The organism is Acidimicrobiia bacterium, assembly GCA_040878325.1.
Lineage (GTDB): Bacteria > Actinomycetota > Acidimicrobiia > Spongiisociales > UBA11373 > JAUYIV01.
The window spans coordinates 132,768-158,175 of record JBBDMM010000002.1; the positions used below are offsets into that span (position 1 = coordinate 132,768).

Genomic DNA, 25,408 nt, shown 5'->3' on the forward strand with positions numbered 1-25,408 from the left:
CCCGATCAGCCGCCCGCCACCAACAGACGGGCAACGGGCATCGGATTGCTGCCTACCGCCTCCACAGCTCCCGGGTGAAGAGCAGGACCAGGGGGAAAACCTCGAGACGGCCGACGATCATCAAAAAGGAAAGCAACCACTTTCCCGCGGCTGGCACTGCGAGGTAGCTGGAGGTCGGGCCGACCGCCGAGAGACCGGGGCCGACGTTCCCGAGCGCCGAGGCGACGGCGGACACCGAGGTCGTGAGATCGAAATTCGTCCCCGAGATCGAGTCGAGTGTGGCAAAGGCGAGTGTTCCCGTCATGAAGAAGAACATGTAAAGCAAGAAGAACGACTGGACGCTCTCCGCCACGCGGTCGGGCACCGGCTGGTTACCCAATTTGGTGACGAATACTCCTCGCGGGTGGATGAGACGCCGCAGATCGGCCTTGGAGCCTTCGTAGAGCACTCCGAGCCGATAGACCTTGACCGAACCCGCGGTGGAACCAGCCATTCCTCCCACAAACATCAGCCCAACCGCCATCACCTGCAACCCGGCCGCCCATTGCCCGAAGTCGGCGGTGGCGAACCCTGTGGTGGTCACCAGAGACACCGCAGTAAAGACTCCGTCGCGGATCACGTCGGCGGCGTCGGTGCCCCAGGTACCGATCACGATGAACGCCGCCGCGCCAGTGAGGATCATCACGTAGAGCCTGAACTCCGGGTGACGCACGTGGACGAGCACGTCCCGGTTTCTGATGGCCCGGTAGTGCAGTGCAAAGGACGCCCCCGCAATGATCATGAAGACGATCACGATCCACTGCGAATAGGCGTTGAACGCTTCGAGCGAAGCCGCCTTCGTGCCGAACCCACCGGTAGACATCGTCGCGAACGAATGAGTGATCGCATCGAACAACGACATGTCACCGATCACCAAAAGTGCAGTCTCGAGCGCAGTGAACGCCACGTACACGAACCAGAGCCGCTTGGCCGTCTCCCGAAAGCGAGGGGTCAGCCGGTCAGGCGTGGGTCCGGGTGACTCGGCACGGGCCAATTGCACCCCTCCCGTTCCGAGGAGCGGGAGGATCGCGATCGACAACACGATGATTCCCATCCCGCCTATCCACTGGGTGAGAGCGCGCCACCACAAGACCGAGAAGGGCAGAGTGGCGGGGTCAGGAACAACCGACGCCCCGGTTGTGGTGAGCCCGGAGGCGGTCTCGAAGAAGGCGTTGGTAAGGCCGTCCAACGATCCGGTGATCAGGAATGGCAGAGTCCCAGCGAACGACATCGCGATCCACGAAAGACCGACCGCGGCGAACCCCTCGCGGGTGGTGAGGACTCCCTTGGTCCCGGCGACCCTGCGGCCGAACTCCCCAACTGCCATCACCACGACCGCCACAGCCGCGATCTGCCCGGCCTCGGTCCATTCCCGGTACAGCAGCCCGACCACGGATGCCGAGAGCATGGCCGCGCCGATCGCCTCCACCACGGCGAAGACGATGTGGACGAGTCTTCGATACGACATCGGTCAGCCGAAGAGTCGTTCGATCGCGTGGATCGCCTCGGGAAGTGCAATGGCGATCAGCCGGTCCTCGGCCTCGATCACAGTGTCGCCATGAGGAATGAACGCCTTCTTGCCGCGAACGATGCCGCCCACGATGCCCGATCGGGGCAAACCGATCTGGGTCAGGGTCTTCCCGATCGACTTGCTGTCCGATGACACCTGCAACTCGATCGCCTCGGCGTCGGTGTCCTCGAACGTCGCCACGGAATGGATCGTGCCCCTGCGCACCAACCGCAGGATCTCATTGGCGGCGGCGAGGCGGGTCGACACGCCGGCATCGATGCCGTGCCCCGCGAGCAGTGGGACGTATTCGAGGCGGGAGAAGCGGGCCACCGCGGTCGGCACCCCCAGGGCCTTGCCAACGAGGCACCCCAGGATGTTGACCTCATCCCACCCCGACAAGCCGAGCACCACGTCGGCGTTCCCCACGCCCTCGGCTTCCAGGACCTTCGGATCGGTCGGATCGCCCTTGATGACGACGAGTCGGTCGTACTTTGCAGCAAGGTCCGCGGCCCGGTCGGCCTCGACGTCGACGAGAACGGTGCTGATGCCGCTCCGCACGAAAAGTTCGGCGGTGAGGAGCGCCAAGCGGGTTGCCCCCAGCACGAACACCTTCTTGGCCCGATGCTCGGCGACCCCCATCAGCTTGAGCGCCTCATCCGCCGATGATCCGCTCGACACCACCAGTACATGATCACCCGCGTGCACCATCGAGTCGCCGCGGGCGATGATCGTCTCCTCGTCGCGGACGAGCGCCGCCACTATCCAATCCCACCCGCGGACTTGCTGGCGCAGCACCCTCAGGGTGATCCCGTCGAGCGGGGCCCCCGGCTGAACTCGCCCCCCAAAGAGACTGATGCGCCCGTCCGCGAACTCCACTACCTCCGATACACCTCCCCGGCGAATCAGCAGCAGCAATTCGCGGGTGAGCGCTTCGATCGGGTCGATCACCACGTCGACACCGTGCATATCGAGATCTTCCCGAAGCGTCGGATCCTGCACTCGGGCGACCCGGCGCGGCACCCCGAGACGGGCGGCAGCCTGACAGGCGAGGATGTTGACCGCATCGGACGAAGTCACAGCAATCAGCAGCGAAGCTTCTCCGACATTGGCGGCTTCGAGCGCGTGGATGCTCGCCCCGTTCTCGTTGATGACGAGGCAATCGACCGAGTTCTGCAGTTCGTCTGCCCGAACCGGATCGGATTCGATGACGACTACATCCTGACCCTCGAATGCGAGGCGTTCGGCGAGATGAGAGCCGACCGCCCCCGCTCCGATTATGACGATCCGCATGCGCCCCTCGGGAGATGGATGGTGCCGCGGGAAGACTAGGAGCCTCGGCTCGCGACGCACGAGTCTCTCGGAGGGGCCCTTGACGCACTGCGGCGCCTGCCGAGACGATCCCCGGACCTCACTACTCTCCCTCTCTCGTGGCCAGAACTCCGCCGCCAGCCGAGCACATCACGTGGCTCGAATCCGAACGGGTCGTCCCCAAGCGATTCGTGCGGCCCCTGCTTGCCTTCACCCACATCGAGTCGGCCGGTGGCGCCGTGCTGCTGCTCTCCGCCGTGGTTGCCCTTGTCTGGGCCAACTCCCCCTTCGGTGGCTCGTACCAAACCTTCTGGACCACCGAATTCGACCTCACGATTGGTCCACTCCACCTGACCGAAACCCTGAGGCATGTCGTCAACGACGGGTTGATGACCATCTTCTTCTTCGTGGTGGGCCTTGAGATCAAGCGCGAGTTGGTCAGTGGCGACCTGCGAAGCCCCAAGGCGGCCGCGCTGCCGGTCGTGGCGGCTCTCGGCGGGATGATCGTGCCGGCAACGCTCTATGTCCTCATCGCCGGAGGTACGCCGGGTGCCTATCACGGATGGGGCATCCCGATGGCTACCGACATCGCGTTCTCGGTGGGTGTCGTCGCCCTTCTTGGAAGCCGGGTGCCCCTGGGCGGCAAGCTCTTCCTTCTGGCTTTGGCGATCGTCGACGACATCGGGGCGATCACCGTGATCGCCGTCTTCTACACCGAGCAAGTGGCACTCGGGTTCCTCGGAGGGACGCTTCTGCTGCTGGCGGCGATCTGGGGAGCGCAACGGGTGGGGATCCGGTCCCTGGCCTTCTACCTGCCGATGGGATTCCTCGCCTGGTTCTTTCTCTTCGAGAGCGGGGTCCATGCCACCCTGGCCGGGGTGGCGCTGGGCCTGCTGACACCGGCACGGTCGATGTACACCGACGATGAGTATCTCGGTCGGGCACGTCGCATAATCAGCCGGCACGAAGTCGAGACAGCGGACCCGCGAGGTGTCGAACGGATCGACTTCAGCGCACTCGAGTTGTCCGACGTTGCACGAGAATCGGTCGCCCCGCTGAGCCGAATCGAGAACAAACTCCATCCCTGGTCTTCGTTCGTCGTGGTGCCGCTCTTCGCGCTGGCCAATGCCGGGGTCCGCTTCGCCGGAGTAGACCTCGTCGACGCCGCCACCCACCCCGTCGCCCTCGGCGTGGCTACCGGGCTGGTGGTGGGCAAGATGGTCGGCATCAGCGTCTTCGCCTGGGCGGCGGTGCGCCTCGGCCTCGGCGAACTGCCGAAGTTCACCAGCTGGGCCCACATCGTTGGCCTCGCCGCCATCGCCGGAATCGGGTTCACCGTGTCGCTCTTCGTCTCCGACCTCGCCTTCCGGGCGCACGAGCTAGAGGACTTCGCCAAGACGGGAATCTTCACTGGATCTGCGATCGCCGGGATCATTGGATACCTGATTCTGCGGGCGCGACCGAGACGGCGCGGCTCTGAGTCGAATGATTCGGACCCGGGTATCGTCGCGATCTAATGAGAGCAACTCGTCCGATCGGCGTGCTTCTCGTCCTCAGCCTGATCGGGTCCGCCTGCGGAGACGACGGCGGCGCGACGACCACGACGACCAGTCCACCCACCACCACCTCGGCACCGACGACGACGCTGCCTCCGACCACGACCACCGAGGCCGCCCCCATTTCGGCCGTCATCGACGTGGTGATGGAGGGAGACGACGAGGCTGCGGCGGCGCTCGAGGCCTTTTACTCCTGGGTAGGTGACCGGACACTTCCGCTTCCGGCCGTTCCCGCCGGGCTGCTCGATCTTCTCGCCGAAGTGCACCCCACCGCAGATATGACCGTGGAGGCCGTCTTCTACTCCGCCGAGGTCGACGAGGGACGAGTGGCGGTGGTGACCGCCGACGACGACATGGTGCTGTTGGCGGACGAAGGGTCTGGCTGGGAAATCGTCGGAGGTCATCTCGCCCGGTTCGGAGTCGGCCCCTGGTACGGCGGCAACGTGCGCCACGTGCTGATCCTTGGCACCGATAAGAACATCGGCAGCTTCCAGCCGGTGTACCGCGCCGACAGCATCCACATCCTCTCGGCCAACGTCGAGCGCGGGGCGGGCAGCGTCGTCGGGTTTCCCCGCGACACCTATGTCCAGGCTTCCTACGGCAAGGACAAGTTCTCCAGCGTGAACGCCCGCTCGGACCGCAACTCCGAGGAGATGGTCGACATCGCCGAGGAACTCTCCGGGTTGGAGATCGACGGGTACATCGTCACCGGCTTCGGGGGATTCATGAGCCTGATGAACGCCTTCGGCGGGGTGGTGGTGGACGTTCCGTTCGGGATGGCCGAACCAAAATCCAACGCGTTCCTCTCACGCGGGGTGCAACGCCTGTTTGGTGAGGACGCTCTCGGGTTCAGCCGCAACCGGCGCATCTCCGGTGGAGACTTCACTCGATCGCTCCATCAGGGAATGGTCATCCTCGGGGCCCTCGACGGAGTGCTCGAACAAGACGTCACCCAGATTCCCACCCTCCTAGCCATCCTCCAGGACTTCACCTGGACCAACCTCTCGCTCGGCGACCTGCTCAACCTCGCCACCATCGCCTTCACCATGAGCCCCACCGAGGTCAGCAATCAAGTGTTGCCAGGCACGGTCGGGACCGCGGCGGGCGGCGCTTCGGTCGTGTTCCTCGACGAAGAAACCGCGGCAGAGGTGTTCGAGGACCTACAAGACGGCGTGATTGACGAGTAGGAGCCTCGCTTCGCTCGGCTTCGCAATTCGCAATTCGCAATTCGCAATGGCGATGTTCCACTTGACGCACCAAGACCCGGTTTTTGGTGTGGGTAACTACCGCGAGTTGTCAACCCGCGACTCTCCGCACTAGTCACCGTCCACCTTGCCTGTTACGATTCGGACTTGACATACCGACACGCGTGAAATTCCATCACATGTGATTTCGGGAAGAGAGGACTGGGAACCCCGGTGGCCGTATCGGACTGGTACTCCGATACGGCCCTTCGGCACCTGGTTCGGCAGGGCATGCCTTGGGAGGTGCTGACGCGCACATGGTAACAACCGTGTGATTCGCGGTCAAGGCACCTCCTAGGGTCGGAATTTGACACACCCAGGAAGTACTTTGACGGTATGGACAACAGCACACTCAACCTCGCAGAACTTGCCAAGCACCTCACCGACGAACACGCCGCCTGGGAACTCATCGAGAGCATCCGCTGGCCCGAAGGACCGACCTGCCCCCACTGCGGATGGGAGGACGGGGCCTACTACCTCGGGAACCGCAAGACCCGCAAGGGCGAGGTCTCCCCTCGTCGGCTCTGGAAGTGCTCGCACTGCCGGAAGCAGTACTCCGCCCTCATCGGCACGATCTTCGAGCGCAGCCACATCCCCCTGTCGAAGTGGTTGTTGGGTATCCACCTTATGTCCGCTGGCAAGAACGGCGTCTCAGCCCACGAGTTGTCCCGGCAGTTGGGCATCACCGTCAAGTCGGCCTGGTTCATGTCGCACCGCATCCGCGAGGCGATGAAGCTCGACCCGCTCGCAGGGATGCTCTCAGGCACCATCGAAGCCGACGAGACCTACATCGGAGGCAAACGCCGCGGAAGCGGCCGCGGACGACCCGGTACAGCGTCCCACAAGACCGCCGTGTCAACGCTCGTCAGCCGAGACGGAGAAGCCCGCAGTCAGGTTATGGAGCGAGTCACCGGCGACGACCTCGGCAAAGTGCTGTCGTCCAACGTCACGCCCGACTCCACGCTCATGACCGACGAGTTCTCGGCCTACCGCAAGCCAGGGCAGATGTTCGCCGGACACGAGACCGTCAACCACGCCCACGGCGAATACGCCCGCGGACGGGTCACCACAAACACGGTCGAGGGGTACTTCTCACAGTTGAAGCGGTCGATCGACGGGACACACCACCATGTCACCCGCCACCACCTCCCGCGGTACCTGGCGAACTTCGACTACCTCTACTCGACCCGCAAGCTCACCGACGGTGAGCGCACCTGGCGCACCATCCGCCAGGCCGGAGGGAGGCGACTCAAGTACGACACCCTTTAGATCATGGAGGGCTGGCAGAGTGGTCTATCGCGCTCGTCTCCAAAACGAGTAGGGGCTCCCAAGCCCCACGGGAGTTCAAATCTCCCGCCCTCCACTGAAAGTGCGGGGGCCCCTCACGGGGCCCCCGACACCCTCAAGACCGGCAGACGGCGTCCAAGGCCCGGCGTCACCGACGGGCACGGTGGAGACTTTCATCCCCGAAGGGATGCCCATCGTCTACCACCTGCGTCTGCCTCACCCGCCCCCTTGCTGGACAGTGCCTGTACAGAGGGGGTGACCTTGAAACCTACTTATCGTCCGACTCTGATGTATCGGTGTCGTCGGACGGAACCTTGACGGACAGAAGGCCACGGAGGGCCTGGTCGAAGGTCATGGGATGGAGACTGGTGCGCTCGTCGTAGTCGCGCTTCGCCGACTCATCCTTGCTGGAGACACGCTGAACAGGCCCACGTCGCTCAGCCGCCATCTACCGCTCCCTTGGCTGGTCCGCTCACCACACCCGTAACCACACGCGTGTGACCAGTTGTCCACATTGTCTACCCATTACCGCTACTTGTCAATCACACAAAACACAAGCGCACAAACCCCTATTCCTCCACCCGTGTTACCCAATCCTCCCAATTCTGTCGACATCCGCGACAAGTAGATAGATAGGAGGGTTGATGAAAAGAAGACGAATAGGCCGCCGGTCCATGAGTGGCCCTTAAGGGCTGGCCAGGCGGCACCCGCAATTGCGGGTCGGTGGTGCGTCAAGTAGAACATCACCTTCGCAATTCGACCGAGCATGTCCAGCGGGCAGCCGGAAGCGGGCAGCCGGAAGCGGGCAGCGGGCAGCGGCGATCGGGGCGTGGACGTCCGACTCTCCCTCTACCGTCGCGAACATGCACCCCGTCGTTGCCGATTGGCTTGCCGATCCTGAGCGGGCCGGGCGCATCGTCCACGTCGAGACGGTGCCCGAGCGGCGGGCCATCTTCGAAGCACTCGATCCGCCGTTGCCCGACCGGCTTGCCGAGGCGCTGGGGGCGCGAGGCATCGACCGGCTGTACCGCCATCAGGCCCAGGCGATCAGCCGGGCCCGTTCGGGGATCCACACCGTGGTGGTCGCCGGCACCGCCTCGGGGAAGTCGCTGGGGTACCAGGCGCCGATCCTCGAAGCGGCGTTGGGCGAGGGGCACGCCACCGCGCTCATGCTCTTCCCCACGAAGGCGCTGGCCCGCGACCAGTTGCGAGCCCTCGACGCCTTCGGGATCGCCGAGGCGACACCGGTGGTGTACGACGGTGACACCGACGCCGACGCCCGCGTCTGGGCCCGGCGCCACGCCAATGTGGTGATGACGAACCCCGACATGCTTCACATCGGGATCCTGCCGTCCCACAGCAAATGGGCCACCTTCTTCCGTCACCTGCAATTTGTCGTCGTCGACGAGGTCCACGTCCTGCGGGGGATCTTCGGCAGCCATGTCGGGAATGTCCTGCGCCGTCTACGTCGCGTTGCCCGTCACTACGGCGCCGACCCCACGTTCCTCGGGTCGTCGGCGACGATTGGCAACCCCGGCGAATTGATGTCGGGGCTGACCGGCCTGCCGGTGGAGGTGGTGGAACAGGACACCTCCCCCGCCGGCGTGCGCCACTACGTGCTGTGGAACCCCGAGATGGAGGCGGACGATCTCCGCCGGAGCGCTCTCGCCGAGACCACCGACTTGTTCGTCGACCTGGTACGGCGCGGGGAGCACACGATCGCATTCACCCGGAGCCGCAAGGGTGTCGAGCTGGTGTATCGGTGGGCGCGGGAACGGCTCGATGCCGACCTGGCGGACCGCATTGCCCCTTACCGCGCCGGGTACCTGCCTGAGCAGCGGCGTGAGGTCGAACGCCGTCTGTTCTCAGGAGAGTTGCTCGGGGTCACCGCTACCAACGCCCTCGAACTGGGGATCGACGTCGGTGGTCTCGACGCCGCCATCGTCGCCACCTTCCCCGGCACGGTTGCCTCCTTCCGGCAACAGACGGGGCGGGCGGGACGATCCACCGACGAGTCGCTTTCGGTGTTGGTGGCGGGGCAGGATGCCCTCGACCAGTGGTACATGAACCACCCTCGGGACCTGTTCGGACGGGCTTCCGAGGCGGCGGTGATCAACCCGTCGAACCCGCATGTGCTCGCCGGCCACATGGGATGCGCCGCCTACGAGATCCCGATGCTGTCCAACGACGCGATCGCCACGTTCGGACCGGAAGTGGAGCCGTTGGCCGCCGACCTGGTGAACGACGGAGTGTTACGGGTCCGCAACGGTCGGCTGCTCTGGGCCGGCCGCGGTGCTCCGGCTCCCGCCATCGACATCCGCACTGCCGGTGGACCGCCCTTCACGATCGTCGACGACACCGGCGAGGTGATCGGAACGATGGACGAGAACCGGGTGTTCTCCCAGGCCCATCCCGGGGCGGTGTACCTGCACCAGGGCGACTCGTATGTGATCGAGTATCTCGACATCGCCGACCGCCTGGTCCGCGCCCGAGCCGACGAGGTGGGCTACTACACCCAGCCCGAGGAAGACACCAACATCGACGTGCTCGAGGTGCTGCGAACTGACACCGTCGGGCGATTCGGGCATCGGCTGGGCGAGGTAGAGGTCGAGTCGCATGTCACCGGGTTCAAACGCAAGAAGATCGGCGACCGCAGCGTCGTTTCCTATGAACCGCTCGATCTGCCACCCCGTCGATACGCCACCCAGGCGATCTGGTTCACCGTCGACGAGGGCCTATTGCGTGACTCCGGCGTCATGGAGGCCGACCTCCCCGGGACACTCCACGCCGCCGAGCACACCGGAATCGCCATGCTGCCCCTCTTCGCCATCTGCGACCGCTGGGACATCGGGGGGTTGTCGACCCCGTTCCACCCGGCGGCGGGTATGCCGGTCTGGTTCATCTACGACGGCTACCCCGGCGGAGCGGGGATCGCCCCCATCGCCTACGACGCCGGTGCCCGCCACCTGCGCGCCACCCTGGAGGCGCTGCGCACCTGCCCCTGCGACACCGGCTGCCCCTCATGCGTCCAGTCGCCGAAGTGCGGCAACTTCAATGAGCCGCTCGACAAGGCGGGGGCGGTGCGTCTGCTAGAGGTGGGGCTGGGTCGATAGGCTCGTCACATGGGCTACTTTGCCTTCATCCACCGTCCCGGGCCGGCATGGCGCCCTGGCGCCCCGGTTCTCGAACAGCGGTTGGAGGGCCACTTCGCCTACATGGCCGAACTCGAGACCTCCGGAGTGCTTGTGGTGGGTGGGGGTTTCGGCGACGACACCGGTGCCCTCGGGATCATCCAGGCCGCATCTATCGACGAGGCTATCGCCGTGGTCTTGAGGGATCCGGCGGTCGAGGACGGAGTAGTCGTAACCGAGGTGCATCCCCTGCTGATCACCGTCGGCGGAAGGGTGAAGCGGTCGGTCGACTGATGTCGAGTGATGTGCAAGCGAGCCGATTCCGGGGCTCGAGGACCGCAGTGCCGTTGAAATCCACCCTCGGATCAGGGGATCTGATGGCGAATGACGATTGGCGATTAGCCGGAGGCTGGGTTCCATTCGAACCTGCCGGACCATATGCTTTAGCATATGGTGATGGCTCGACGAGAAGTGTTGGTACAACTGGAAGACGATCTGGTCGAAGCGCTCGACCAGATCGCAAAGGAGCGCGACACGAACCGGTCTGAGCTCCTCAGGCGCGCGGCACGGCTGCTCGTCGATGCAGTCGATGAACAGAAGGCCGACGCCGAACTGATCGAGGCCTACCGCAAGCAACCCCAGGATCCAGCGTGGATCGACACTCTCATGCGGACGAGCCTCGAGAACTGGCCAGCGTGGTGAGAAGCCGAGAGTTGAGGTGGGCCGACCTTCCGGCCCCCTATGGCCGTAGACCCGTGTGCATCCTCACCCGCGATGCCGCCCTCACGGTGGTCATAGGCGTGACCGTCGCCCCGGTGACCACAACCGTCCGCCGGATCAGATCAGAGGTGGAAGTGGGCCGCGGCGAGGGCTTGCCGGAGGCATCGGTGATCACGTGCGACAACCTCTTGACCGTCCACCGCTCTCAGATCGACCAGATACCGATCGGCGTACTCGGGCCCGAGAAGAGGATCGAACTCGACCGCGCGTTGACCTATGCCCTAGGGATCACCAACTGAGCAAGAGGGGCGGACCCGCAGGCCCGCCCCTCTTGAGTCTTGTCTTGACTCTTGACTCTCTCGTCAATCGCCGGCGATGAAGTAGACCCAGTCGCCGTTCGCCAGGATCCCGATCCGATAGTGGTAGTAGGCACCGAAGGCTTCGAAGTCGGCAAAGTCCGCCTCGTCGAAGAGGGGTCGCAGCGACTCCCGCTCGGCGTCGGTCACGTCCTCCCACGGCTTCGTGTGCACCGACGGCCACACGTAGTAGGTGATGTCCTGGTTCTCGAGAATGCCGAACGGCTGGCTGAGCAACTCCGCCAGGAAGCGGATCGGGTCCTCCCCATCCTCCTCGAGGCCCTGCCAGAAGTTGATCGGGGCGTCGACCGAGTCGTCCTGCCCGCCGTAGGAGTAGGCGAAGGACGGGCCGAGCAGGCTCTGGAGTTGGTCCCAGTCGCACTCGACCGCGGCGTTCCAGATCGCAGCCCGCTTCGCGGCGACCGCATCCGGCAGCCCATCCTGTTGGGCCAACACGGCGCCGGCGAGCGATCCCGAGCACTCGGCCTCGTCGGTCGGAATTGTCGTCGAGCCGGGCGCTTCGGCGTCGCCGTGCAGCCATAGCGGATGCTCCCGGACGTTGGTCGGCCGGCCGTCCTCGGCGGACGACTCGAATGCCCGCAACGTGCCCCACTCACCGGCCTGCGAGATGCCGCTGGTGTCGTAGGCAACGGCGGCCTCCCACTCACCGCGACAGCCGGTGCCACAAGTGGCGGTGGCGAAGCCTTCGAACAGGACTGCACCCGAGCCATCGAGCAACTCGATGGTCACCGTCGCCTCGAACACGTTGGCGGTTCCCGAGACCACCAGCGGACCGCGACTCGTTGGCTCGCCGCCATACGCCGGCGACTCGATCATCACTGCGGGGAGCAGGCCGTCGAAACCTGCCCGTGTCGCAGGATCATCGATGATCAAACCCTCGCCGCCGAACACCGTCGTCGACACACCATCGATCTGGAACCGGACGCCGAAGACGTCATCGATCCGGGTCAATGTGTACACCACCTGCCCCACCCGGCCGATCATCGACGCCGATCCGCCGCCCGAGACGAACTCCGACGAGAGGTCGACGATAACGATGCCGGTCGCCTCCTCGATGGCGACTCCCAGCAGCCGGGTGCCCGCCGGAATCGCCGACGAGAGTGCCGACGCTGAGATCGCCTCGTCGCCGACTCCTTCGAGGAGTCGAGTCATCGCCGCGGCGGCGTGGTCGAGGGTGGTCTCACTCGAGGTGGCGAACTCCCCCACAGCCAGCGTCGCTTGCACGGGAACGAGGAACGGACCACCCTCCCAACCGTCGCCAACCTGGTCGACAAAGAAGTAAACGGCTCCGTCGACCGCCACGGGTGTGACCACCGTGGTCGACGCCAATTCCTCGGTCGTCGTCGTCGTCCCCCCGCTGCCCACCGGGAGGTTGGCCTCACCGCCAGTCAGGAACAGCAGCAGCCCGCCCCCGACCGCGGCGACCACGAATGCGGCGGCGGCCGCCATCGCCCAACCCGGCATCGCTCCCTGGGACCGGTGCCCGAGAATGCGCTCGGCGACCGACATCGGCGCCATCGGCATCTCGTCCCGGCTCACCGGATTTCTCTTCTGCATCTCATCGAACGGATCGCGGCTCATCGGCCACCTCCACTTTCATGACCCCATGCCTCTGCGAGGCGGCCCCGGGCGCGATGGAGGCGCACAGAGGCGGCGTTGGCGGAACATCCGAACACCCTTCCCATCTCCTCCGGATTCAGGCCCTCCCAGGCGGCGAGCATCAGCACTTCTCGGTCGTCGTCATCGAGCGACGCCAAAGCGGAGTCGAAGTCGACCGGGTCGTGCTCGACCCGACGCTCCGGCAATCTCGCCACCTTGGCGTCGAGCCGCTCGCGGCGTTGCAGCGAGCGGCGTTGGTTGGAGACGACCCGCCGCGCCACCCCGTAGAGCCAGGGCAACGCTTCGGACCCATCGGGTACCGATCGAATCTTCTTCCAGGCAATCGTGAACACCTCCGCGGCGGCGTCACCGGCCTCGTCCCACCCGACCCGACGGGCGGCGTATGCGAACACCGCTCCGTAATGCCGGGAGAACAGATTCCGGAACTCCTCCTCGGAAGGCAGCCCGCGCGTGCCGATGCGTGAGGCGGTCATTGCTGTCTCCATATTCGTGTATGTCCGGCAGTGGGTGGCGATTACCTGCTTCGTGGCGGACGCGATGCGCAATGCGCGACGCGCAAAACGAGACCAAGAGTCAATCCCCTGGTCGCTCATTGCGCATTGCGCATTGCTCATCTGTTCACTCACCCAACAACAGCAAAGACGGCACAAACTCCGCTCGCCCTACCGCCTCGACGGCGAACTCCCCGAGGGGCCAGATCTCGAGCGACCGTTCGGTGCGGACCTCGACGGTGCGCGGCTCCCACGACGGGTCGAGCGGGCACACGCAGGAGAGCAGGCGGGATCCGTTGAGGGCGGCGAACCGCGCTGCCTCCTCGGTGGGGGTTCCTTGCGCGCCGAATGGCAGGAAAGTGACCGGGGCGGCGGCCAACGCGGCAGCGTCGGCGGCGGTACTCACCTCCACCCGGGCTCGCATCACCGACCCGACGGCCCCCAGGCCGACCGCCAGCACCATCACCACCCCGGTGACCCCGAGAAGCGCCAGCGAAGCGCTGCCCTTCTCGCTCAACGTTCCACCCGCATCACCGCCCGTCCGACGAGGGTGACATCGAAGCCCCCGAACAATGGCCCGGCGACGCGGTGGCGCAGTCGCACCACCACCTCGGCGGTTCCTCCGACTACGTGCTCCCGCACGACCGACACCCTCGCCCTGCCCCCGGCGTCCCCGCCGAGCGCTCGCCGAACGGCAGCCACTGCCCTCCCGGGCTCGGGGGTGGTGGCCGCCTCGCGAGCACCCTCACGCGCCGCCCCGGAAACCTCGAGCTGCACCCTTGCCGCCACCGCCACTTCGACCGCAGCAAGGAGCACCAGAAGTACGAGGGGCAGGACGAGGGCGAACTCCACGGCGGCACTGCCGCGCTCGGTCGTCATCCGCCGGCACCGGCGAAGCCGCGCACCCGATCGATCACGGCATCGAAGAAGGAGGGCAACGCGTTGGATCCCGCCGCCCACGAGATCAACGCGACGGCGACGATCGCGGCGGCAACGATGACCAGGGCGTACTCCGCAGTGGCCTGGCCAGACTCATCTCTCATTCGATTGACCTTTCTCTCAAGGGGTTGAACCGAGACGCGCCAGACCCTGAAGAACCGCCGGCCCCACCGCGAGGAGGACGAAACCCGGCAGGATCAGCAGTGCGAGCGGAAGCAGCAGCCGAACCGGCAGCCTCCGGGCGCGCTCCATCCGGGTCGCATGATCGGCGTGGCGGCGTACCTTGGAAAACGCGGCGACGGCGGGGGCGAGCGGCGCCCCGCTGACGGCGGCACCGGCCGCGACCCGGGCAAGGCCCTCGAGGCGACCGCTGGTACCGGCCAGGCCCGCCGCCAATCCCGCCCGATCGATCCGACGGCACATCGCGGTGAGGTCGGCCTGAACGGGGGCAGCGACCTGGGGAGTCGCGATGTCGATCGCGGCCCGCAGGCTCAGCCCGGCGGTCAGCCCCAGGCCGAGGAGATCGGCGAGGAGCGCCACATCGCCTTCGGCCTCTCTCTCGATCTCGGCATCCCGCCGCGCCCGCAGCCAGCGGTAGCGGGCCACGGCGACCGCCATGACCGCGATCCCCACCATCGGCGAAAGCACGAGGAGTCCGCTGGCAGCAGCCACAAGCCAGGGGCGGCGCCAACCCACCCGGGTTGCCACCCACCAGGCGGCACCGATCACCGGCACCGCGATCACGTCGCCCTCCGCAACATCGTCCAGACCACCGCCACCCCCGCCGCCTGAAGGGCGATGCCCACCGCGACGACCAGCCCCAGCGCCGGATCGGAAGCGATGCTCAACCGACCCGTACCGAACAGTCCGGCCAACAGGGCGATCGGAAGGCCAGCCACCACCCAGGCAGAAGCGCGGGCCTGTGCGGTGAGCGCTCGCCGTTCCCTGATCAGCGCTCCATCGTCGGCGGCCCGTACCGCGAGCACTTCGAAGAGAGCGGCGGCCGGACCGCCCGCGGTCGCATTGAGTGTCCAGGCAGCCGCCGCCAGCCGACCATGGGTCGGAAGCGCCTCCCTTAAGGCCCCGGCCACGCGCACGGAATCGAGACCGGCCGCTGCGAAGCGCACCGCATGCCGAAGATTGAGCATCGGAGCCCGCGAGGCTGCCGACACCAGCGCGGCCCGCGGCGGCGACCCCGCCGCCAACTCGGCGGCGAGACCCTGAAAGAATGCAGCCTCGTCGTCAGGGCCTGGCAACTGCCCCGCCTGGCGGTTTCGGGCCGCCCACACCCCCAGGCCGACGATCCCCAGCACCGGCTGCCAGGCCATCACCATTCCCGCGCCGACGGCGGCGAGTGGCACCCCGCCCGCCAGGCCAAGCGCTCCCAGCACCGCCAGCGTCACGGCCATTGCGTCTCCAGACCCGACTTCGAGACACTCGCGATCTCGACGACCCGCCTCGTTCCATCACGACGCTCGAGGTGGATGACCAGATCGATGGCCGATCGCAGCATTTGCCGCACGGCGTCTGCCGGCAGGTTCCGATCCGCAGTGAGGGCCAGAGTCTCCACCCGCCACAGAGCCTCCTCCGGGCCGTTGGCGTGCACGGTGCCCATCGACCCGTCGTGCCCGGTGCTCATCGCCTGCACCAGGTCGAAGGCTTCGGGACCCCGGACCTCGCCCACCACGATCCGATCGGGACGCATCCGCAGTGCCTGCCGCACCAGGGAGCGCAAGGTGATCTCGCCCGCCCCCTCCGCGTTGGGCGGTCGCGCCTCGAGCCGGACCACGTGACCCGATAGGCGCAGCTCGGCGGCGTCCTCGATTGTCACCACTCGTTCGTTCGCGGGGATCACCGCGGACAGCACGTTCAAGAGGGTGGTCTTGCCGGAGCCGGTACCACCTGAGACCAGGAGGTTCCTCCGGCCGGTAACCGCGTCCCGAAGAACCTGAGCCCCTGCCTCGTCGATGGCACCGACCCGAACGGCGTCGTCCAGCGTGGCCACCACCGAGACGAACCGACGGATCGCCACCACCGGCCCATCGACCGCCGCCGGCGGAATCACCGCATGGAGCCTCGATCCGTCCGGGAGCCGGGCGTCGACTGCGGGCGAAGCCCGGTCGAGGCGGAGTCCCAGCGGAGCGATCACCCGCTCGACTGCGGCGACGATTGCTTCAGGGCCGGAGAACGAGACTCCGGCACGCTCCAACGCCCCGTGGCGCTCCAGCCAGACCTCGTCGGGACCGTTGACAAGGATGTCGCTCACCGATCCGTCGGCCAGAAGCGGTTCGAGCACACCCAGTCCGACCAGCTCGGCGGCAGCTGCCGCGGCGGCTCCCGGATCGAGAGGCGCTTCGTCGGCGGCGATACGCCGCGCCGCGCGCCCTACATCGATCCGACGCAATGGCACCTCCGATCGCAGCAATCGATCGACGATCCGGCTCACTGCTGCCACGGAAGACTCCAGGCGCTGCGCCACGCGCGGACCCAGCGATCCTTCGCGGGAGGACGTCGGCCCTCGAGGAGAAGCCTCACCGTCGCCGGCTGGGGAACCGGAAGGCGCACCCCGACTCCGGGCAATCTGGCGAACGACGGGGTCGCCTGGAACACGGCTGGCCCCTCCTGTGGAGCGAACAGCGACCCGGGTAGAAGCAGCCTCACAGGAACCACCGGCATGGGGAGCCCAGCGGGGACGGGCCGGGGCGGCAGGCGAAGCACCAGTCGCGGAAGATGGGCGAGCAGGGCTTCGACGACGGGCCTCGCCTGGAGTGGCGCCACCCCGCCGTTGCGCAGCACTCCGATCCCCCGGCGTGGCGTCAGGTCATCCTTACGCACCCCGTCTCGCACCAGGTCGGCCAAAGATCGGTCGCCCGGATACTGCGGCCCGAGAGGATCGAGATCGACCACCACCGCGTCGTCGGCGGCGAGCGCCAAACCGAGCGGAGCGAGCGCGCCGAGGAGACCGTCCTCCGGCGTCCAGACAGCCAGCGCCGAAAACAAAGGATTGGCTCCTTGGTGGGGCCGGCAACGTACGCGCCCAGCGTCTCGGACTCAAGGGGGTCGGTCGGCGCAATGCGCGATGCGCTCCGCGGCAGACCGGGCCAGTTGCTCATTGCGCATTGCGGAGTCACGACCAGAAGCTCAACGGCACCCGCCCCGTACAATCCCTCTCGATGCGCGCCGCTTTTTTCGATCTCGACAAGACCGTCATCGCCCGGTCTTCGACCCTCGCCTTCACCGGGCACCTCTACCGGGCCGGCATGCTGGGGCGACGGGTGTTGGCGCGTGCGGCCATGGGCCAGTTGATGTTCACGCTGTTCGGGGCCGACGAAGACCAGTTGGAAAGGGCCCGTGACGCCATGCTGCGCCTCATCAAGGGGTGGGATCGGGCCGAGGTCGAGCGCATCGTCGAGGAGGCGCTCGAGGAGGTCGTCGCCCCGATCGTCTACGCCGAAGCACTCTTCCTCATCGACGAGCACACCCGGGAGGGACGAAAGGTGTTCATCGTCTCCGCCAGCCCGTACGAGGTGGTGCACCCGCTGGCTCGCTACATCGGGGTGGAAGACGTGATCGCCACCCAGGCACGGGTCGACGAGAACGGCCTCTATACCGGTGAGGTCGAGTTGCATGCCTACGGCGCCGAGAAGGCCAACGCGGTACAGGCGGTGGCCGTGGAGCAGGGCATCGACCTGGCCGATTCGTTCGCCTACTCGGACAGCATGACCGACCTGCCCCTGCTCGAACTCGTCGGCAATCCCCATGCGGTCAACCCCGAGAAGGAACTGCGGGCCATCGCCGAGCAGCGCGGCTGGCCGATCCTCCAGTTCCAGCGCCAGGTGAGCCTCACCAAGCGCCTCACCCGCCCGGTACCGCTCATCTCCGGCGCCACCGTCGCCGCCGTGATCGGAGCCGCCATCGCCTGGGGACTGATGCGAAAACGCCGTTCGTAGAGTCGTAGCGGTCCTCTCGCGCCAGCAGTGCCCATGGCCGACGGCCTACGGCCAACATTCAGACCCACTGAAGCCAACGGCGTGTCTGGCCGTAGGCCGTCGGCCTCTCCCACGACGGGAACACTCCTCACTGCTCTACCGTTCTGATCATCATGTTCGGTCACAAATCCCAGATGATCTCTCCGTCCGACGCTCTCGATGGTCGCCCGGCGGCGATCCCCACCACCGACACCCATTTCGTCAACGGCAACCCGATCCACCCGCCCTTCCCAGATGGGATCGAGACGGCGGTGTTCGGGATGGGGTGCTTCTGGGGGGCCGAGAAGCTGTTCTGGGAGACGCCGGGAGTCTTCAGCACCGCGGTGGGCTACGCCGGTGGGTTCACCCCCAACCCCACCTATGAAGAGGTGTGCTCAGCGCTAACGGGCCACACCGAAGTGGTGCTGGTCGCCTTCGATCCGAAACAGATCTCGTTTGACGCGGTGCTCCGGCTGTTCTGGGAGAACCACGACCCCACTCAGGGCATGCGCCAGGGCGCCGACCGCGGCACCCAGTACCGCTCGGCGATCTATACCCAGTCGGACGATCAGGCCGACGCCGCCAAGCGCAGCCGCGACATGTTCCAGGCCGAGTTGAAGAAGTCAGGCTTCGGCGAGATCACCACCGAGATCCAGCCGCTGGGCGACTTCTACTACGCCGAGGGCTACCACCAGCAATATCTAGAGAAGAACCCCAACGGCTACTGCCCGGATCACTCGTGCGGAGTGGGGTTTCCGGGGTGACTGAGCTTACCTTGTCCCGATGGCGCGGTCAGTCCCCGACAACCACGAGCGAGTCCTCACCTGCCTCGAACTGAGTGAGGTCGCTGTCCAGAATCATCACTTCAATGGGCCTCATCTTCCTGTTCGACGTCGACAACACGCTGCTCGACCACGACGCCCTCAAGGTGACCCTCGGAGACGCTCTGTTGGCCTCGCTGGACGGGACCGATGTCGCCCTCTTCTGGGAGCTGTACGAGCAGGTCCGGCGCGATCTGGGGCTGGTCAGCCTTCCCGAGACGGTGGAACGGTTCCTGCCAACCCATTGTGAGGATCCCCTCGCCCCTCAGAAGCTGGCCGAGGTGCTGTTTCATCTCGACCTCGGATCGTGCCTTCGTCCCGGGGCGGTCGAACTCCTCAGGAAGGCGAGCGAGTTCGGGACCACCGTGATCCTCTCCAACGGCGACCAGTTCTTCCAACGCTGGAAGATTTGGCAATCCGGCCTCGCCGAAGCGGTGGGGGGCCGAGTGTGGGTGTTTCCCGACAAGGTGGACCACTTCGAGGACCTCGACTCACGGTTCGGGATGGACTCGCGGTTTGTACTCGTCGAGGACAAAGCGGACGCGTTGGCAGCGGCCCAGGCTCACTGGCGGCACCGGGTGACGACGGTGCTGGTGGCGTTCGGGCATCATGCCGCCTCCGACACGTCCGGCGTCGAGGTCGACATGATCGTGGGGTCGCCGGCCGAACTCTTGGCGCGCTTCGGCGAAATGCTCCCGAGCGGGTGGGGTGACCACTCTTCCGCACCTTGAAGGATTCGGGTGTCCGGACCCAGGCGGTCGTGACCAAGCGCCGCGGATCTCACTGAGGCTCGTCTTTGGTCCCGGCCGCGGCGGCGGCAACCCCCAGCAGGACGAGTGTGACCGCGACGAGCGTCGCCCCGAGAGGGTGCGCGGCGACGACACCGGCGATCCGAGCCGCGGTGGCCTCGATCCAGTCGACGATCGGGTTGCCAGCAAGACTCCCGGCGCCCGACGACAGCACGGTCGCCCAATACCAGACCATGAATGCTCCGGCCGAGAGCACCAGCCAACCGGCGATCGTGTGGATGTGCGGGCTGAGGCGTCGCATCCCGGCCACTACGCGGTCTTGTCCGAGACCGATGGCCACCGTGATCGTCGTCACCGACAGGGTCATGCCGAGCGCGTAGGCCCCGAATGTCAGTAGTCCGCCGCCGAGGCCGTCTCCGGTCAGGGCGCCGGCGATGAGGCTGAGGAAGATCGGAAGCGTGCAGGACAGGGAAGCGACGCCATAGGATGCGCCGAAGCCGAACATGCCTGCGGGTGTGCGGTCCCTCGTTCCGCGAACTCCCGGCACGAGGGCCGCGAGGACATTGCGACCGGCGAGCAGTGCGACGCCGACAACGATCAACCCGCCCCCGATGAGCAGGGTCACCCATGGGATCCAGGCGACCACGGCCCTGACCCCGAGGGTCACGAGCGTGCCCACCAGGAGGAAGACTGCGACGAAGCCTGCAGATACCGAGGCGGCGACGGTGAAGATCCGCCCGGGATGCTCCGAATCTCGTCCCAGGAAGAGGCCCACGTAGGCGGGGAGCATCGCGAAGCCGCAGGGGTTCACCGTCGAGATGACCCCCGCGGCGAAGGCCGTCGCGATCACTGTGTCCATGCTCGTCCTCGACTTGTCACCCGAGTAGCTCGGACTCGATGATGCGTCGCAGATCGTCCTCGAACAGCACGCCTCCGTGCACTCGGACGACCGAGCCGTGCGCATCGATGAAGACCGTCGTCGGCATGGCGATCCCGCCGAACATCCGGTACAGGGCCCCGTCGCGGTCGTGGACCATTCGATACTCGACGCCGGTCTCGTCGATGAGCCTCAGCGCTGCGTCGACACTGATCTCCTGCATGTTGAGGCCGAGGAAGACGACGCGATCGCCGAATTCGCGGTGGACATCCCCGAAGTCGGCCATCTCGGCGACACAAGCAGGGCACCATGACGCCCAGAAGTTGAGGACGACCGGCGTTCCCGCCAGGTCGGCCAGGTCTCCGGTGCTGCCGTCGAAGAATTCAAGGCGGGCGCTCACAGGCTGACCCGGCTCCGCCCCGGGCTGATCACCTGCTCCAAGCGCGATCACGAGGACGGCCGCGATCGCGGCCGCGGCCGCCGAGGCGAGTGCGTAGGTGCGTGTGCGCTGTGGTGCCATCGACCCCTCCCTTCCGGTGGTTTGGGGTGTCCCGAGTGGCGGGACGTCCCAAACCCCCGGGTCGTATCGAGAGGAACGTTGGCGCATTCACCCGTCGTCGCACGAATGTCGGCCTTCTTACAGTCCTCGGAACCTGCGGCGTCCGACCAGAGTTGTGCTGAGCATGCCGGTGCCCTCGACTTTGGTCGGACTCGCCTCTGCGCTCTCGATGGTGCTCGCCGGCTGCGCTACGCCCACCGACACCACAGGAACGGGCCTGAATCACCCGGCCGAGGCGCCCCTCACCGACCGCGGAGCCCTTCCCCAGGGCCCCTCTGCCCTCGACACGCTTGACGACCCGGCCTTCCCCGAGCCCCTGATCGACCCGGAGGAGATCATCTCGGGCGGGCCAACCCCGGACGGCATTCCGTCCATCGACGATCCGCGCTTTCTCACCGTGGACGAGGTCGACTGGATTCGTGACCAGGAAGCGGTGGTGGCGGTTGTGATCGACGGCGACGCTCGGGCCTATCCGGCCCAGATACTCATCTGGCATGAGATCGTCAATGACACGGTTGGGGGCGTCCCGGTCGCCGTCACCTTCTGCCCCCTCTGCAACAGCGCGGTGACGTTCCGTCGAGTCATCGACGGCGTCGAGACCACGTTCGGCACATCGGGCCGGCTGTTCGCTTCTGCCCTGGTCATGTACGACCGGGCCACCGAGTCACTCTGGACCCATTTCGACGGTCGCGCCGTCGTCGGGGTGCTGGCCGGTCGCCGCCTCGATCCGATTCCTGCCCCGCTCATGTCATGGGAAGAGTTCCGCACTGCATACCCCGACGGCCTCGTCCTCGACAAGTTCCGTACCGGGCACTCGCGCCGATACGGCGACAACCCCTACGTCGGTTACGACGATCCGGACGGCTTCCCCTTCCTGTTCCGCGGTGACGCGGATGGGCGGCTGCGGGCGATGCAGCGCGTCGTGGGTGTGGAGTTGGGTGGCGCCGCCAAGGCGTGGTCTCTCGACGCCGTATCGGGTGGCGAGGCACGGGCGACCAATGACACGATCGGAGGGACCCCGATCGTCGTATTCTGGCGGGCCGGCCAGGCCAGCGCCACCCATCAATTTCAGACCGACATCGGACGGATGGTCGGCACTGTCGGCGTGTTCTCACCGGTTGTCGACGGCCGGGTCCTCACCTTCCGCGCCGATGGCGACGGCTTTATCGACGGCGAGACGGGATCGCGCTGGGACATCACGGGGCGCGCCATTGCCGGGCCGTTGACTTCTACGACCCTCGAGAGGCTTCACCACCTCGACACGTTCTGGTTCGCCTGGTCGACCTACCAGCCGGACGGCGTACTCATCGAGCCGTGAGTCTGACTGCGACCAGCCCGGGAACCGGATCACCGCTGTCGGGTCAGACTTGGACGGGTACGAGTCCCCGGTCCCAGTCGGGGTTCGGGGGCACCGGGACCGGTTCCCAAACCCGGGCGTTCGGCCAGAAGCGGGGCACGTCCTTGGCGAATGCCGTGAATCCCGGCAGCCGGTGAAGGATGCTCCCTCGGAGCGCTCCCTTTAGAGCGATGCCGCGCGCCGGATCCCAAACCGATGCCGTCTCCAGGTCGATGAGCGAGTCTCCCACCACCGCCAACGTGACCGTCTGATCGTCGAGGGTCCGAAGGAGCACCGACCACCGGCGCTCGTCGCGAGGGTCGCTCACGACGGCGATCGGGGTTCCAGCCACCACCTCGTTGGCGACTCCTACCTCGCGAAGGTCCTCGATCGCGAACGTGACCGCCTCGCCGGCGAACTCGACGACCACGACGATGTCGTCGAGGCCGATCCGTGCGTACGGGCCGGGAGTCTCGAGTACCCACTCCGGGGTCTCAAGTGCCCAGGTGTCGGGATACGCCTCACGCCAGGCCCCCCAAGTCGTCAGCTCTGATGCAAGCCGCTCGACCGTTGCCCCGGTTCGGGGACCGAGGATCGCCTCACCGAGGGGCTGGCTCCACACGCTTCCGGTGTCGTGGTCCCACCAGGTCATGGCGTTGCGGTAGAGGGCACCCTGGATGCCGAACAGGATCTCCTGCCCATCCAGTTCGCGGCGGTGGACCATTGCGGTCCCACAGAGCGGGCACCAGGTGACCACGACGGGAATTCCAGCTACGCGGTCGATAACCATCTCGCGGATGTCGAGGAAGATCACCGGATACGCCCGGGCGTCCCCATCGATTTCCAGGCCGATGACCAGCATGTCATCGCTCCATGAGACCTCTTCAGCCGGAAGGAAGACAGGGTCGTAGATGGGCAGGATTTCGTCTCGAGGGAGCGCGTGACGAAATCCCTCTGGAATCTGCTCGCCCGCCCAGACCGGGTCGTACACCCGGCCGGGAAGCGCCCTGAGCGCGGGGTCGTAGGCGCGGTCCGGGGTGGCTGCCGGCGACGCGGTGTCTACCCGGACTCCGGCCGGATTCTCGACGGTGGTCGGCGATGGCGCCAGAGTCTCGTCGCCCCCACCCGGCCCGTACCGGGCCGTGACGATCAGCGAGGCCACGAGGATGACCGATCCGATCGGAAGGGCGATGGCGGTGGGGCGCATGGGGTAGGAACGGTGTGGCCTCGGGACCTGTTCCCTGCTCAGATCAGCGGTGACGGCAGCGCGACGAGAAGGACGAACCAACTGCCGAGAGCGATGAGCACATAGCCGCTCCACTTCCTCACCGAGGACCCGACCATGCGGAAGGCCCGCAGGGACTCTCCTGTGGCCAGGCTCACCGCCACGGAAGCGGAGGCAATCAGCACCGTGAACACGCCGATCGCGGAGGCGAACGACCACAGGGTCGTCGCCGTGTCGGTGGTGAGGGACTGAGCGGCCAGACCGGCGAGGAGTGCTCCGGTGCATCCGAACCCGGCGAGCAGGTAACCGAGCCCATACCCGATGTCCCTTGCCCAGCGCCGCTCGGACGTCGGTTCCAGGGCCCTGGCAGCCGTGGTTGCGACGCGATCGAAGATCCTGAGGCGCAGCCGGAGCAGGTGAGCCTGATGGGCACCGAGAACGATCAGGAAGGCACCGACGAGGGCCCTCAGGGTCCGGCCGACGGGTCTGTCGAAGGCGACGGCCTTGCCGACGGCATCGCCCGCGGCCACGACCACCACCGCGACGAGAGACAGTAGGACGGCAACGCCAAGGGCCACCCGGAAGGCGCCGAGGAGCCCCTGACGAGGCGTCTCGGCCGATCGCCTGGTCAGAAAGGTGAGCAGGAGGGGGAACGAGCAGGGCGAGAAGAAGGCGGCGAAGCCGGTGGCCGCTCCGAGGCCGACGGACCCGGCTGCCACCCCGCCGGAGGCGACGACGCGGAACCCGAGATACCCGAAGACGCCGACGGTCACAAGACCGAGAGCGACGACCACGAACCGGGCTCGTGCCCGGCGGGCGAGGCGGCGATCCATCGTTTCAGGCTGCACGGCAGCCCAGCGTCTTGACGTCCGTCCCGAAGCCTTGGGCGGGGAGTTTCAAGGCTTCGGCCATCGTGAGGCAGGGGTGATGGGTGCCGGCGATCTCGTCGATGGTGGCCCGGTACTTGAGCGCCATGACGGAGGCCTGGATCACATCGCCGGCGCCGTCGGAGATCATGTGAGCGCGGATGGAGGCGCCCGCTGGCTTCATCGGCTACCAGCTCGGGCACGCCATGGGTCTCATGATCGACGGTCGCCCCGGGGACTACCTCGAGAGGCAGCACCGAGCTGCGCGGGCAGGTTCCCGGCCTCGACGATGTGGCAGACGTAATCACCCCGCGGCCGGTTGTCGGCCGCCTCGTCCGCGAGCTTCAGGAGCCGCTTCAGCTCGCGCTGCAGCGCCTGCAGCTCCCGAATTCGCTCGCCGATCAGCGATGCCTCGCGTGCCATCGCGGCCCACACGACCTCACACGGGGCCTGGCCGGCGTGTCTCAGCTCCACGATCTCGCGGATGTCGTCCAGGGGGATCTCGAGGCGTCGGGCGCGCCTGACGAAGCGCAGCAGCTCGACGTCTTGGTCCGAGTAGTCCCGGTAGCCGGATTCGGTACGCTCGGGACCCGGCAGCACGCCCTGCTTCTCGTAGAAGCGGATGGCGCTGGCTTCCAGTCCGGCTGCTCCGGCAGCTTCACCGATACGCATCGAAGACTCCTTGGGTGGTCTCCTTGTGCAGCGTAGACCTTGGAGTCACTCCAAGGTCAAGGGCCCTTTCTTGGGGCGGGGGGGGGGGGGGGTGGCCGGCCCCCCCCCCCCCC

General features: G+C 66.6%; 29 protein-coding genes and 1 tRNA gene. 12 read left to right on the forward strand and 18 right to left on the reverse strand.

Going from position 1 to position 25,408, the window contains the following annotated elements; translation table 11 throughout:
- Positions 1 to 52 precede the first annotated feature (52 nt).
- Both WD184_01530 and trkA read right to left on the reverse strand, forming a co-directional pair.
- Entirely contained in the window at positions 53 to 1,507 is a 1,455-nt protein-coding gene (locus WD184_01530; GenBank protein MEX0825429.1) for a TrkH family potassium uptake protein, read from the reverse strand.
- 3 nt (positions 1,508 to 1,510) lie between these two features.
- Positions 1,511 to 2,839 (reverse strand): Trk system potassium transporter TrkA, encoded by a 1,329-nt coding sequence (trkA, locus tag WD184_01535; protein MEX0825430.1) that lies wholly within the window; start codon positions 2,837 to 2,839, stop codon positions 1,511 to 1,513.
- 137 nt (positions 2,840 to 2,976) lie between these two features.
- Between trkA and nhaA the strand changes: the two genes are divergently transcribed.
- The 4 genes from nhaA (at position 2,977) to WD184_01555 (ending at position 7,020) form a co-directional block, all read left to right on the forward strand.
- On the forward strand, positions 2,977 to 4,374 hold the full coding sequence (nhaA, locus tag WD184_01540; GenBank protein ID MEX0825431.1) for a Na+/H+ antiporter NhaA: 1,398 nt from the start codon (positions 2,977 to 2,979) through the stop codon (positions 4,372 to 4,374).
- Entirely contained in the window at positions 4,374 to 5,600 is a 1,227-nt protein-coding gene (locus tag WD184_01545; GenBank protein ID MEX0825432.1) for an LCP family protein, read from the forward strand. The genes nhaA and WD184_01545 overlap by 1 nt, the downstream gene beginning before the upstream one ends.
- A gap of 393 nt (positions 5,601 to 5,993) precedes the next feature.
- Positions 5,994 to 6,926, forward strand: coding sequence for an IS1595 family transposase (locus WD184_01550; GenBank protein MEX0825433.1), 933 nt, complete (start codon positions 5,994 to 5,996; stop codon positions 6,924 to 6,926).
- 5 nt (positions 6,927 to 6,931) lie between these two features.
- A tRNA-Trp gene (locus WD184_01555) sits at positions 6,932 to 7,020 on the forward strand.
- A gap of 192 nt (positions 7,021 to 7,212) precedes the next feature.
- Here the strand turns inward: WD184_01555 and WD184_01560 are convergent.
- A complete protein-coding gene (locus WD184_01560; protein ID MEX0825434.1) occupies positions 7,213 to 7,392 on the reverse strand; it encodes a hypothetical protein in 180 nt (59 codons plus the stop codon).
- Between the two features lie 415 nt (positions 7,393 to 7,807).
- Here WD184_01560 and WD184_01565 point away from each other — a divergent pair, with 415 nt between their 5' ends.
- The 4 genes from WD184_01565 to WD184_01580 all read left to right on the forward strand — a co-directional run bounded on the left by WD184_01565 (position 7,808) and on the right by WD184_01580 (position 11,094).
- Complete coding sequence (locus WD184_01565) at positions 7,808 to 10,057, forward strand: DEAD/DEAH box helicase (protein ID MEX0825435.1); 2,250 nt, start codon at positions 7,808 to 7,810, stop codon at positions 10,055 to 10,057.
- A gap of 9 nt (positions 10,058 to 10,066) precedes the next feature.
- A complete protein-coding gene (locus WD184_01570) occupies positions 10,067 to 10,369 on the forward strand; it encodes a YciI family protein (protein MEX0825436.1) in 303 nt (100 codons plus the stop codon).
- Between the two features lie 162 nt (positions 10,370 to 10,531).
- Complete coding sequence (locus WD184_01575) at positions 10,532 to 10,777, forward strand: ribbon-helix-helix protein, CopG family (GenBank protein MEX0825437.1); 246 nt, start codon at positions 10,532 to 10,534, stop codon at positions 10,775 to 10,777.
- Complete coding sequence (locus tag WD184_01580) at positions 10,774 to 11,094, forward strand: type II toxin-antitoxin system PemK/MazF family toxin (protein MEX0825438.1); 321 nt, start codon at positions 10,774 to 10,776, stop codon at positions 11,092 to 11,094. The genes WD184_01575 and WD184_01580 overlap by 4 nt, the downstream gene beginning before the upstream one ends.
- A gap of 63 nt (positions 11,095 to 11,157) precedes the next feature.
- Here the strand turns inward: WD184_01580 and WD184_01585 are convergent, their stop codons facing one another.
- The 9 genes from WD184_01585 to WD184_01625 form a co-directional block, all read right to left on the reverse strand.
- Positions 11,158 to 12,753: a Gmad2 immunoglobulin-like domain-containing protein gene (locus WD184_01585; protein MEX0825439.1), complete on the reverse strand. Its 1,596-nt coding sequence runs from the start codon at positions 12,751 to 12,753 to the stop codon at positions 11,158 to 11,160.
- Entirely contained in the window at positions 12,750 to 13,265 is a 516-nt protein-coding gene (locus WD184_01590; protein MEX0825440.1) for a sigma-70 family RNA polymerase sigma factor, read from the reverse strand. The genes WD184_01585 and WD184_01590 overlap by 4 nt, the downstream gene beginning before the upstream one ends.
- A gap of 145 nt (positions 13,266 to 13,410) precedes the next feature.
- The gene (locus WD184_01595) at positions 13,411 to 13,800 is read right to left on the reverse strand and encodes an Rv3654c family TadE-like protein (GenBank protein MEX0825441.1); all 390 of its coding nucleotides are present in this window, start codon (positions 13,798 to 13,800) and stop codon (positions 13,411 to 13,413) included.
- Entirely contained in the window at positions 13,797 to 14,162 is a 366-nt protein-coding gene (locus tag WD184_01600) for a TadE/TadG family type IV pilus assembly protein (GenBank protein MEX0825442.1), read from the reverse strand. The genes WD184_01595 and WD184_01600 overlap by 4 nt, the downstream gene beginning before the upstream one ends.
- Complete coding sequence (locus WD184_01605; protein MEX0825443.1) at positions 14,159 to 14,326, reverse strand: DUF4244 domain-containing protein; 168 nt, start codon at positions 14,324 to 14,326, stop codon at positions 14,159 to 14,161. Before WD184_01605 ends, WD184_01600 begins: the two co-directional genes overlap by 4 nt.
- 16 nt (positions 14,327 to 14,342) lie before the next feature.
- A complete protein-coding gene (locus tag WD184_01610; protein MEX0825444.1) occupies positions 14,343 to 14,966 on the reverse strand; it encodes a type II secretion system F family protein in 624 nt (207 codons plus the stop codon).
- The gene (locus WD184_01615; GenBank protein MEX0825445.1) at positions 14,963 to 15,631 is read right to left on the reverse strand and encodes a hypothetical protein; all 669 of its coding nucleotides are present in this window, start codon (positions 15,629 to 15,631) and stop codon (positions 14,963 to 14,965) included. Before WD184_01615 ends, WD184_01610 begins: the two co-directional genes overlap by 4 nt.
- Complete coding sequence (locus tag WD184_01620) at positions 15,622 to 16,677, reverse strand: CpaF family protein (protein MEX0825446.1); 1,056 nt, start codon at positions 16,675 to 16,677, stop codon at positions 15,622 to 15,624. The genes WD184_01615 and WD184_01620 overlap by 10 nt, the downstream gene beginning before the upstream one ends.
- Positions 16,665 to 17,222 (reverse strand): hypothetical protein, encoded by a 558-nt coding sequence (locus tag WD184_01625; protein ID MEX0825447.1) that lies wholly within the window; start codon positions 17,220 to 17,222, stop codon positions 16,665 to 16,667. The genes WD184_01620 and WD184_01625 overlap by 13 nt, the downstream gene beginning before the upstream one ends.
- A 173-nt stretch (positions 17,223 to 17,395) precedes the next feature.
- Between WD184_01625 and WD184_01630 the strand changes: the two genes are divergently transcribed.
- From WD184_01630 to WD184_01640, 3 genes are all read left to right on the forward strand, one after another.
- Entirely contained in the window at positions 17,396 to 18,172 is a 777-nt protein-coding gene (locus tag WD184_01630; protein ID MEX0825448.1) for an HAD-IB family hydrolase, read from the forward strand.
- Between the two features lie 152 nt (positions 18,173 to 18,324).
- Positions 18,325 to 18,954, forward strand: coding sequence for a peptide-methionine (S)-S-oxide reductase MsrA (msrA, locus tag WD184_01635; protein ID MEX0825449.1), 630 nt, complete (start codon positions 18,325 to 18,327; stop codon positions 18,952 to 18,954).
- A 104-nt stretch (positions 18,955 to 19,058) separates the two neighbouring features.
- Positions 19,059 to 19,742, forward strand: coding sequence for a hypothetical protein (locus WD184_01640; GenBank protein ID MEX0825450.1), 684 nt, complete (start codon positions 19,059 to 19,061; stop codon positions 19,740 to 19,742).
- 49 nt (positions 19,743 to 19,791) lie between these two features.
- Here WD184_01640 and WD184_01645 read toward each other — a convergent pair whose 3' ends face one another.
- Both WD184_01645 and WD184_01650 read right to left on the reverse strand, forming a co-directional pair.
- Positions 19,792 to 20,619, reverse strand: coding sequence for a cytochrome c biogenesis CcdA family protein (locus tag WD184_01645; protein ID MEX0825451.1), 828 nt, complete (start codon positions 20,617 to 20,619; stop codon positions 19,792 to 19,794).
- 16 nt (positions 20,620 to 20,635) lie between these two features.
- Complete coding sequence (locus WD184_01650) at positions 20,636 to 21,157, reverse strand: TlpA disulfide reductase family protein (protein ID MEX0825452.1); 522 nt, start codon at positions 21,155 to 21,157, stop codon at positions 20,636 to 20,638.
- 169 nt (positions 21,158 to 21,326) lie between these two features.
- Here WD184_01650 and WD184_01655 point away from each other — a divergent pair, with 169 nt between their 5' ends.
- Positions 21,327 to 22,514 (forward strand): DUF3179 domain-containing protein, encoded by a 1,188-nt coding sequence (locus WD184_01655; protein ID MEX0825453.1) that lies wholly within the window; start codon positions 21,327 to 21,329, stop codon positions 22,512 to 22,514.
- A 43-nt stretch (positions 22,515 to 22,557) separates the two neighbouring features.
- Here WD184_01655 and WD184_01660 read toward each other — a convergent pair whose 3' ends face one another.
- Genes WD184_01660 through WD184_01675 form a run of 4 tightly spaced genes read right to left on the reverse strand, consistent with a single transcriptional unit; the run spans position 22,558 to position 25,295 of the window.
- Positions 22,558 to 23,739, reverse strand: a complete 1,182-nt coding sequence (locus tag WD184_01660) for a DUF3179 domain-containing (seleno)protein (GenBank protein MEX0825454.1) — start codon at positions 23,737 to 23,739, stop codon at positions 22,558 to 22,560.
- 38 nt (positions 23,740 to 23,777) lie between these two features.
- The gene (locus WD184_01665; GenBank protein MEX0825455.1) at positions 23,778 to 24,590 is read right to left on the reverse strand and encodes a cytochrome c biogenesis protein CcdA; all 813 of its coding nucleotides are present in this window, start codon (positions 24,588 to 24,590) and stop codon (positions 23,778 to 23,780) included.
- 4 nt (positions 24,591 to 24,594) lie between these two features.
- Entirely contained in the window at positions 24,595 to 24,807 is a 213-nt protein-coding gene (locus WD184_01670; GenBank protein MEX0825456.1) for a hypothetical protein, read from the reverse strand.
- Positions 24,808 to 24,836: 29 nt separating this feature from the next.
- Complete coding sequence (locus tag WD184_01675) at positions 24,837 to 25,295, reverse strand: MerR family transcriptional regulator (protein ID MEX0825457.1); 459 nt, start codon at positions 25,293 to 25,295, stop codon at positions 24,837 to 24,839.
- Positions 25,296 to 25,408 lie beyond the last annotated feature (113 nt).